Source organism: Cupriavidus basilensis (assembly GCF_029335485.1).
In the GTDB taxonomy this organism is placed as follows: domain Bacteria; phylum Pseudomonadota; class Gammaproteobacteria; order Burkholderiales; family Burkholderiaceae; genus Cupriavidus; species Cupriavidus basilensis_E.
This window is the reverse complement of record NZ_JARJLM010000618.1, coordinates 1-9245: the sequence shown is the minus strand read 5'-3', so window position 1 is coordinate 9245 and position 9245 is coordinate 1. Positions and strand designations below refer to the sequence as shown.

The following is a 9245-nucleotide window of genomic DNA, read 5'->3' as shown; positions in this document are numbered from 1 at the left end:
CCACGCCGGTGGTGCTGATGGGCTATGCCAACCCGATCGAGCGCATGGGCGAGGAGGTCTTCGCCAAGGCCGCGTGCGCGGCCGGTGTCGACGGCGTGCTGGTGGTCGACTATCCGCCCGAGGAGTGCGAATCCTTCGCCGCGCTGATGCGCGCCAGCGAGATGGATCCGATCTTCCTGCTGGCGCCGACCTCCACCGACGACCGTATCGAGGCGGTCGCCAAGGTGGCGAGCGGCTATCTGTACTACGTGTCGCTCAAGGGGGTGACCGGCTCGGCCACCATCGACCTGGACAGCGTGGCTGCGCGCATTCCGCAGATCAAGCGCCACGCCAACCTGCCGGTGGGCGTGGGTTTCGGTATCCGCGACGCGCAGACCGCGCGTACCATTGGCAGCGTGGCGGATGCGGTGGTGATCGGCAGCCGCCTGGTGCAGTTGCTGGAAGATGCGCCGCGTGCGCAGGCGGTGGAATCGTTGCGTGCGTTTATCGCCGAAATCCGTCAGGCGCTCGACGCCTGAGGGTGATTCATGCGGCACCGCCCCGGCGCCCGCCCGGGCGGTGAGCCCGTAAAAAGACGGATTTTTGCGGCAGTTGTGCCGCAACAGGCGCATTGCCCCGGCGGAACGGGGACTGCGGACGGCAGGCATGGTAAATTCGCGGCCTGACATGTTCCGCGCATGTGCCGAAAGGAGCCTTTCATGAGCTGGTTGGATAAACTCCTCCCTCCCAAGATTCAACAGACCGACCCCTCCACCCGCAAGGGCATTCCGGAAGGGCTGTGGGTCAAGTGCCCGTCGTGCGAGTCGGTGCTGTACCGTACCGACGTCGAGGCCAACCTCCACGTCTGCCCCAAGTGCGACCACCATATGCGCATCCGCGCCCGCGCCCGCCTGGACGGGCTGCTGGACGCCGAAGGCCGCTATGAGATCGGCCAGGAAATCGTGCCGGTCGACGCGCTCAAGTTCAAGGACACCAAGAAGTATCCCGACCGCATCAAGAGCGCCATGGACGACACCGGCGAAACCGACGCCATGGTCGTGATCGGCGGCGCCATCCACACCATTCCGGTGGTGGTGAGCTGCTTCGAATTCGAATTCATGGGCGGCTCGATGGGCTCGGTGGTGGGCGAGCGCTTCGTGCGCGGCGCCCAGGCGGCGCTGGAGCAGAAGGTGCCGTTCATCTGCATCACCGCCACGGGCGGCGCGCGCATGCAGGAAAGCCTGCTGTCGCTGCTGCAGATGGCCAAGACCACATCGATGCTGAACCAGCTGTCGGCGGCCAAGCTGCCGTTTATCAGCGTGCTTACCGATCCCACCATGGGTGGCGTTTCGGCCAGCTTTGCGTTCCTGGGCGATGTCGTGATCGCCGAGCCTAAGGCCCTGATCGGCTTTGCCGGTCCGCGCGTGATCGAGCAGACCGTGCGCGAGAAGCTGCCGGAGGGCTTCCAGCGGGCTGAGTTCCTGCTGCAGAAGGGCGCGATCGACATGATCGTCGATCGCCGCAAGCTGCGGGACGAGCTGGCGCAGTTGCTGGCCTTGCTGCAGAAGCAGCCGGCGGATGCAGTGGCTTAAGGGCCTGGTCCCGGATAGTTGAAGGTGAGGAAGCGCGGACGGGTTGTTCGCGCTTTTTCTCTTTTCTGGCGTTGAAAGCCAGACCATCGAAGCCAGGTCTTCGACTTCGCCCGGAACGCCCCAATATCTCCGCATGCCAGCCTGAAGCCGGAATCCAGGCAAAAATACCCGGGCGCCAAGAACCTCCCGCCCTCCAATCGGCTCCAATAAGCCAAGCCCCCGAATTAGCCAGTATTCCCATCATGCCCATCTTTCCCTCCCTCCCCGAATGGCTGACCCATCTCGAATCCGCCCACCCGGTCGGCATCGACATGGGCCTGGCGCGCATCACCCGCGTCAAGGAGGCCCTGGGGCTGCGCATCGATGCGGTGGTGTTCACCGTCGGCGGCACCAACGGCAAGGGTTCCACCTGCGCGATGCTGGAGCGCATCCTGCTGGAGGCGGGCTACAAGGTGGGCTGCCATACTTCGCCGCACCTGATCTCGTTTAACGAACGCGCGCGCATCAATGGCGAGTTCGCCACCGACGCGCAACTGCTGCCGCATTTCGAGGCGGTGGAGCGGGCGCGCACCAGCTTTGCCGATCCGGTGAGCCTGACTTATTTCGAGTTCACCACGCTGGCGATCATTCATGCGTTCGCCGCGGCGGGACTCGATGCCATCATCCTGGAAGTGGGACTTGGCGGCCGCCTGGATGCGGTCAACGTGATCGACACCGATTGCGCCATCGTGACCAGCGTGGACATCGACCATACGAACTATCTGGGCGACACGCGCGAGAAGATCGGCTATGAGAAGGCCGGCATCTTCCGTCCCCATGTGCCGGCCATCGTGGCCGATCCCATGCCGCCGAAATCGGTGATCGACCATGCCGAGGCCATTGGCGCCGATCTGTGGCTGGTGGGCCGGGACTTCCAGCACCAGGCCGCCAAGGGCCAGGAGCGCCAGCAGTGGGACTGGAGCGGCCGCGAGCGCAAGCTCAACGGCCTGGGCTACCCGGCATTGCGGGGCGCCAACCAGCTGCTCAACGCCTCGGCGGCGCTGGCCGCGCTGCAGGCAATGCGCCCGCGGCTGCCGGTCAGCGCGCAGGAAGTGCGCAACGGGCTGGCTTTCGTCGAACTGCCGGGGCGGTTCCAGGTGATGCCGGGGCGCCCCGCGGTGATCCTGGATGTGGCGCACAACCCGCATGCCGCGGCCACACTCGGTCAGAATCTCGACAATATGGGCTTCTTCCGCTACACCTACGCGGTGTTCGGCGCGATGGAGGACAAGGATATCGCCGGCGTGTTGCGCCATTTGTCCGACAAGGTCGATCATTGGTGCCTGTGCGACCTGCCGACCCCGCGCGCCGCCACGGCCGGGAATCTGCTGGAGAAGCTGGAGGAGGGCGGTTTCCGCGCTGGCCCGGATGCTACTGCAGCCTGTTTCCCCAGTCCGGAGGCGGCTTACCGGGATGCCCTCGGCAGGGCGACCGAGAATGATAGAATTCTGGTCTTCGGATCGTTCTACACCGTGGCAGGCGTGATGGCATATCGCGCTACCCGGGCAAATTGAGTCGCGCGGCGGCCGGGCAATCTTCCCGGGCTGACACTGGGGCTGACACCGGGACAGATCGCCGCGCAATCTGAGCGACAATTTCAACGGCCGGGTTTGCGGCCGTCGCACCGAACCAATCTATGGGCCTGCTTTCGCTGTTTTCTTCCCGCAAGGGCAACGCCCCGGCACCGGAGCGCGGGCGCCGCTCGCGCTCGGATCCGGGTGCAGGCATCGCATCGTCGCGGCGCCTGGCCGAGGAGTATGCGGACGACACGCTCGATCCGGAATTCCCGCAGAAGCAGCGGGCGCGCAGGCGCCTGATCGGCGCCGTGGTGATGATGGCGGCTGCCGTCATCGTGCTGCCGATCGTCTTCGAAACCCAGCCGAGGCCGGTTGTCGACAACATCTCCGTGCGGGTCGATGGTGGCCCGGGCGGGGCCGCCGGCAAGCCGAAGGCCGAGACCCGCAAGGCGGATCCGCTGCCGCCGGGGCCACAGTCCAAGGTGGATAGCCAGACGCTCGATGCCGGCGAGGAACTGGTTGCCGATGCCGCCGCGGCCAAGCCCGCCACCCCCGCTACCCCGTCTGCCGAGAAGGTTGCCGACAAGCCCGCCGTCCGCGCCGACGCCAAGCCGGGCAGCAGCAGGTTCCTGCTGCTGATCGGCGCTTTTTCCTCCGAGGAGAAGGCCAAGGGGTGGCTTGGCAAGCTCAAGGCAGCCAAGGTGCCCGCCTATATCGAGAAAAAGGTCCTGGCCGATGGTGAGCGTGTGCTGCTGCGGGCCGGTCCGTTCTCGGATCGCGACGCGGCCGACGCCGCCGAGAAGCGGGTGCGCGACGTGGGCCTGGCCGCCAAGGTGGTCGAACAGTAAAGACCGGGGCCGGTTGGGCCAGACGCCAGCCGCCGCACCGGCATATCGTATTACGCATGCAGCCGACTTTCTTTGATTACAGCGTCGCTTTCATCCTTGTCGCTTCCGGCCTGATCGGCGTGCTGCGCGGACTGGTGCGGGAAGTGCTATCGCTGATCGGCTGGGTGGTGGCGTTCTGGGTGGCGTACCACTATGCGGGGACGGCCGCGGGCTGGATCCCCGACTCGGTGCCAGGCGGGGAACTGGCGCGTAGCGCGCTGGGATTCGCCGTGCTCTTCATTGGCACGGTGATCGCCGCAGGGCTGGCCGGCACCGTGCTTGGCCAGTTGCTCGAAAGCACCGGCCTCAAGCCGGCCGACCGCGGTCTCGGGCTGGTGTTCGGGCTGCTGCGGGGTGGGTTGGTGGTGATGTTCGTGGTGACCCTGGCCGGGCTCACCAAGCTGCCTGAAGAGGCGTTCTGGCGCGATGCGCTGTCCCGGCCCTATGTGATGCAGGCGATGGAGTCGCTGCGGCCATGGCTGCCGCCCGAAGTCGCCAAATACGTCAAGACATGACATGAGGCCGGGCAGACCGCCCGGCCGGTAGTACGCGGGCCCCGCCCTACAGGGCGGAGCCGCCCCCTGATTCAAACGCCTTTCCTGGGAGCTTGGCATGTGCGGTATCGTCGGTGTGGTTTCCTCCACGCCCGTTAACCAATTGATTTACGACAGCCTGCTGCTGTTGCAACACCGCGGACAGGATGCAGCCGGCATCGCTACCGCAAATGGCAGCACCTTCCACATGCACAAGGCCAACGGCCTGGTGCGCGACGTGTTTCGCACGCGCAATATGCGCGGCCTGCCTGGTGCCGCCGGCATCGGCCAGGTGCGTTACCCCACCGCCGGTTCGGCCTCGAGCGAGGAAGAAGCCCAACCGTTCTACGTCAACGCCCCCTACGGCGTGATCCTGGCCCACAACGGCAACCTGACCAACTGGAAGCAGTTGCACGAGGAGCTGTTCAAGCGCGACCGCCGCCATATCAACACGCACTCCGACACCGAAGTGCTGCTGAACGTGTTGGCCGACGAGCTGCAACGCGCCAGCAGCGGCCTCGCGCTTGATCCGGCCACCATCTTCAAGGCCGTGGCCGGCATGCACCGCCGCGTGCGTGGCTCGTACGCCATCGCCGCGCAGATCGCCGGCTACGGCATGCTTGCCGTGCGCGATCCGTTCGGCATCCGTCCGCTGTGCCTGGGCAGCGTGGAAACGCCGACCGGCAAGGAATGGATGGTGGCGTCGGAATCGGTGGCGCTGGAAGGCATCGGCTACAAGCTCGAGCGCGACGTGGCGCCCGGCGAGGCCATCTTCATCGACCTCGACGGCAATCTCTACACGCAGCAGTGCGCCGATAACCCGGTGCTCACGCCGTGCATTTTCGAGTACGTCTATCTGGCCCGCCCGGATTCGTGCATCGACGGCGTGCCGGTGTACGATGCGCGCCTGCGCATGGGCGACTATCTGGCCGAGAAGATCCGCAACGAAGTCTCCGCCGGCGACATCGACGTGGTGATGCCGATTCCCGACTCCAGCCGTCCGGCCGCCATGCAGGTGGCCAACAAGCTGGGCGTGAACTATCGCGAGGGCTTCTTCAAGAACCGCTACATCGGCCGCACCTTCATCATGCCCGGCCAGGCGGTGCGCAAGAAGTCGGTGCGCCAGAAGCTCAACGCCATGGGCGTGGAGTTCAAGGGCAAGAACGTGCTGATCGTGGACGACTCCATCGTGCGCGGCACCACCTCCTTCGAGATCGTGCAGATGGCGCGCGACGCCGGCGCCAACAAGGTGATCTTCGCCTCGGCCGCGCCGCCGGTGAAGTTCCCCAATGTGTACGGCATCGATATGCCGACCCGCAGCGAGCTGGTCGCCTATGGCCGCACCCACGAAGAGATCGCCAAGATCATCGGCGCCGACAAGCTGGTCTACCAGGATGTCGAAGCGATGAAACAGGCGGTGCGCGACATCAACCCGGCGCTGAAGGACTTCGACGCTTCGTGCTTCGACGGCCGCTATGTCACCGGCGATATCGACGAAGCCTACCTGGAGCGCCTGGAAACCGCGCGCAGCCAGGCCGATCGCGATGGCACCGGTGGCCTTGGCGATGGCGAGCGCTCGCAACTGCACTTGCAGCGCTCGGGCGGTAACGAGTAACGGTAACGAGCAGGACCGGGCATGCCAGTGCGGCAACACCGCGGAGTTGACGAGAAGCGAGGCCCGGCCGTACCATTGCCGGGCGTCGATTTGATTGTCAGCTTGCGGACGCGGGTCCTGCCGGAACGCCATGTCGGTCCCGGAACAGGAAATTGCCCGTCACAGGGAAATGCCCGAAACAGCTAAAGCGGAACGCCGGCTTACCGGTTGTGCGCATCAACGGCACAATGGCAAGCCGGATTCCCGCCGCAGCGCGGGGCCTGTCCCCAAGAACACAAGCAGCCCGTCGATTCGGCCCCCGGCCAGAGATCGCACGGGCTTTTTTATTGCTGCCGCCAGCGGGCAGCCTGGCTTACACCTCCTACACGGATAACCGCGCGGGTACCACCGCCTCTCCATCATGAACGAACCGCTTCCTCTCGACTCCCTCGGCATCGATACGCTCGGCGTGCGTGCCGGCACCATGCGCAGCGAGTTCATGGAGCACTCGGAGGCGATGTACCTGACCTCCAGCTTCTGCTTCAACAGCGCCGCCGAGGCAGCCGAGCGCTTTGCCAATTCGGAAACGGGCTTCACCTATTCGCGTTTCACCAATCCCACCGTGGCCATGTTCCAGAGCCGCCTGGCCGCGCTGGAAGGGGCCGAAGCCTGCATGGCGACCGCATCCGGAATGAGCGCCATCATGTCGGTGGTGATGTCGTCGATGCAGGCGGGCGACCACCTGGTCAGCTCGCGCGCCATCTTCGGCTCGACCATGACGCTGTTCTCCAATATCTTCGCCAAGTTCGGCGTAGAGACCACCTTCGTCGACGGCACCGACCTGGCCGCGTGGCGCGCGGCGGTCAAGCCGAACACCAGGCTGTTCTTCCTGGAGACGCCGTCCAACCCGCTTACCGAGGTAGCCGACATTGCCGCGGTGGCAGAGATCGCCCACAACGCCGGCGCGCTGCTGGTAGTGGATAACTGCTTCTGTTCGCCGGCGCTGCAGCAGCCGATGAAGTTTGGCGCCGACATCGTGGTGCATTCGGCCACCAAGCATATCGACGGGCAGGGGCGCGTGCTGGGCGGCGCGGTGCTGGGCTCGCACGATTTCATCATGGGCAAGGTGTTTCCCTTCGTGCGCACGGCCGGGCCGACGCTGTCGGCCTTCAATGCCTGGGTGCTGCTCAAGGGCATGGAGACGCTGGCGATCCGCATGGAGCGCCACAGCGCGAGTGCGCTGGCGCTGGCCGAATTCCTGGAGTCGCATCCGGCGGTGGCACGGGTCTATCATCCTGCACTGAAGTCCCACCCGCAGCACGAAACGGCCATGCGCCAGCAAAGCAGCGGGGGCGCCATCGTCTCGTTCGAGCTCAAGGGCGATACGCCGGAGCAGCAGCGCGCCAATGCCTGGCGCGTGATCGACAGCACCCGGGTGTGCTCGATCACCGGCAACCTGGGCGACACGCGCACCACGCTGACCCATCCCTATACCACCACGCATGCACGCGTCAGCCCGGAAGCCAAGGCGGCCGCGGGCATTGGCGAAGGGCTGATCCGCATGGCGGTGGGGCTGGAGTCGGTGGCCGACCTGAAGGCGGATCTGCTGCGCGGTCTCGAGGGCTGAGGCCGGCTATCGCCGCCTGTTGTCCCGCCCGGGCAGGGCGCTCAGTGCGCCGGCGCGGCCTCGTCGCTGCCAGCCACGGCTTTCACGCCAGCCTTGGTCACGTCATAGGTTGCCTCGACCGCGGTCGAGGCAACGCTGACCGCTGCGGAACCCACCGTGGTCACGGTGGACACCGCGGCACTGCCCACCGCCACGGTGGCGCCCACCACGCTGCATGCGGACAGGCTCGCGCCCACGCTCGATACGGCCACTATCGCCGCCACGCGCACGATGCGGCGCAGGCCGGCATGCACGAAGCGCCACATTGACGTATCTTTGCACACTGGGACAACGCTGACGGACATTCGAAATGGCATGGACACTGCTTGCCCTCGCGGGCCTGTTTGAAGTGGTATGGGCGGTTGGCTTGAAATACACCGAGGGCTTTACGCGCCTGTGGCCAAGCGTGATTACGCTGGCCGCCATGGCCGCCAGCGTAATACTGCTGGCGCTGGCCCTCAAGCACATCCCCGTCGGCACCGGCTACGCGGTCTGGACCGGCATCGGTGCGGTGGGCACAGCCGTGCTCGGCATCATACTCTTCCAGGAGCCGGCCACGGCCGCGCGTATCGCCAGTATCGCGCTGATCGTCTGCGGCATCGCCGGGCTCAAGCTGTCCGGCGCCGCCTGAGCCGGGCGCCGGTCTTCGCGGCGGTCCTCAGCGCAACAGCCGCCGGCGCAGCAGCATCAGCGCGACCACCAGCGCCACGGCCGCGTAGGCGCCGAGCACGATCAGGTGCAGCGCGAGGTTGTCGATCGGGCGCCCCAGCATGATGGGGCGGATCAGCGCCACCGCATGCGCCAGCGGCAGCACCTGGGTGGCCGCTTGCGCCCCCGCGGGCAACTGCTCCAGTGGGAAGAACACGCCGGAGAGCAGCAGCATCGGCGTCATCACCAGCGTCTGGTAGAACATGAAGAAGTCGTAGCTGGGTGCCAGCGCGGTGACGATCATGGCCAGGCTGGCGAACGCGATGCCGGCCAGCACGATGACCGGCAGCGCCAGCAGCGCGCCCGGCATATGGGCATAGCCCAGCGCGCCTGCCACCAGCATGATGGCCAGGCCCGACAGCACCGCCTTGCTGGCCGCCCACATGATTTCGCCCAGCACGACGTCGCCCAGGGTCAGGGGCGCGTGCATGATGGCCTCCCAGGTGCGCTGCACGTGCATGCGCGAGAAGGCCGAATACATTGACTCGAAGCTGGCAGACATCATTACGCTCGAGGCCGTGGTGCCGGCCGCGAGGAAGGCGATGTAGGACACGCCGTTGACCTGTCCCACCAGCAGGCCAAGGCCCAGGCCGAGCCCGAACAGATAGATCATGGGATCGGCCAGGTTGCCGATCATGGAGGGAATCGCCAGTTTCTTCCACACCATGTAGTTGCGGTACCAGACCATGGTCCAGTTGCGCATATTCATCGGCAGCAGCGGCTGCGGGTA

10 protein-coding genes are annotated in these 9245 nt (G+C 65.9%); 8 read left to right on the top strand and 2 right to left on the bottom strand.

The features are described 5' to 3' along the window. The 7 genes from trpA to P3W85_RS37805 all read left to right on the top strand — a co-directional run. On the top strand, positions 1 to 518 hold a 518-nt coding region (gene trpA / locus P3W85_RS37835), incomplete at its 5' end, for a tryptophan synthase subunit alpha (RefSeq protein ID WP_276268560.1). 180 nt (positions 519 to 698) lie between these two features. Continuing rightward, positions 699 to 1571 carry an acetyl-CoA carboxylase, carboxyltransferase subunit beta gene (gene accD, locus P3W85_RS37830; RefSeq protein ID WP_017228652.1) on the top strand — a complete coding sequence of 291 codons (873 nt, stop codon included), beginning with the start codon at positions 699 to 701 and terminating at the stop codon, positions 1569 to 1571. Positions 1572 to 1813: 242 nt separating this feature from the next. Further along, positions 1814 to 3124 (top strand): bifunctional tetrahydrofolate synthase/dihydrofolate synthase, encoded by a 1311-nt coding sequence (gene folC / locus P3W85_RS37825; RefSeq protein WP_276268558.1) that lies wholly within the window; start codon positions 1814 to 1816, stop codon positions 3122 to 3124. Between the two features lie 122 nt (positions 3125 to 3246). Then, complete coding sequence (locus P3W85_RS37820; RefSeq protein WP_017228654.1) at positions 3247 to 3975, top strand: SPOR domain-containing protein; 729 nt, start codon at positions 3247 to 3249, stop codon at positions 3973 to 3975. Positions 3976 to 4031: 56 nt separating this feature from the next. Continuing rightward, entirely contained in the window at positions 4032 to 4529 is a 498-nt protein-coding gene (locus tag P3W85_RS37815; protein ID WP_276268557.1) for a CvpA family protein, read from the top strand. Between the two features lie 97 nt (positions 4530 to 4626). Then, positions 4627 to 6162 carry an amidophosphoribosyltransferase gene (gene purF / locus P3W85_RS37810; protein WP_017228656.1) on the top strand — a complete coding sequence of 512 codons (1536 nt, stop codon included), beginning with the start codon at positions 4627 to 4629 and terminating at the stop codon, positions 6160 to 6162. A gap of 400 nt (positions 6163 to 6562) precedes the next feature. Next, positions 6563 to 7768 carry an O-succinylhomoserine sulfhydrylase gene (locus P3W85_RS37805; protein WP_017228657.1) on the top strand — a complete coding sequence of 402 codons (1206 nt, stop codon included), beginning with the start codon at positions 6563 to 6565 and terminating at the stop codon, positions 7766 to 7768. A gap of 41 nt (positions 7769 to 7809) precedes the next feature. Here the strand turns inward: P3W85_RS37805 and P3W85_RS37800 are convergent, their stop codons facing one another. Then, the gene (locus tag P3W85_RS37800) at positions 7810 to 8073 is read right to left on the bottom strand and encodes a hypothetical protein (protein WP_276268556.1); all 264 of its coding nucleotides are present in this window, start codon (positions 8071 to 8073) and stop codon (positions 7810 to 7812) included. A 44-nt stretch (positions 8074 to 8117) separates the two neighbouring features. Between P3W85_RS37800 and sugE the strand changes: the two genes are divergently transcribed. Beyond that, positions 8118 to 8438, top strand: coding sequence for a quaternary ammonium compound efflux SMR transporter SugE (gene sugE / locus P3W85_RS37795; RefSeq protein WP_017228659.1), 321 nt, complete (start codon positions 8118 to 8120; stop codon positions 8436 to 8438). A 27-nt stretch (positions 8439 to 8465) separates the two neighbouring features. Here sugE and P3W85_RS37790 read toward each other — a convergent pair. Beyond that, positions 8466 to 9245 (bottom strand): ABC transporter permease (locus P3W85_RS37790; RefSeq protein WP_276268555.1); only part of this gene is annotated, 780 nt, incomplete at its 5' end.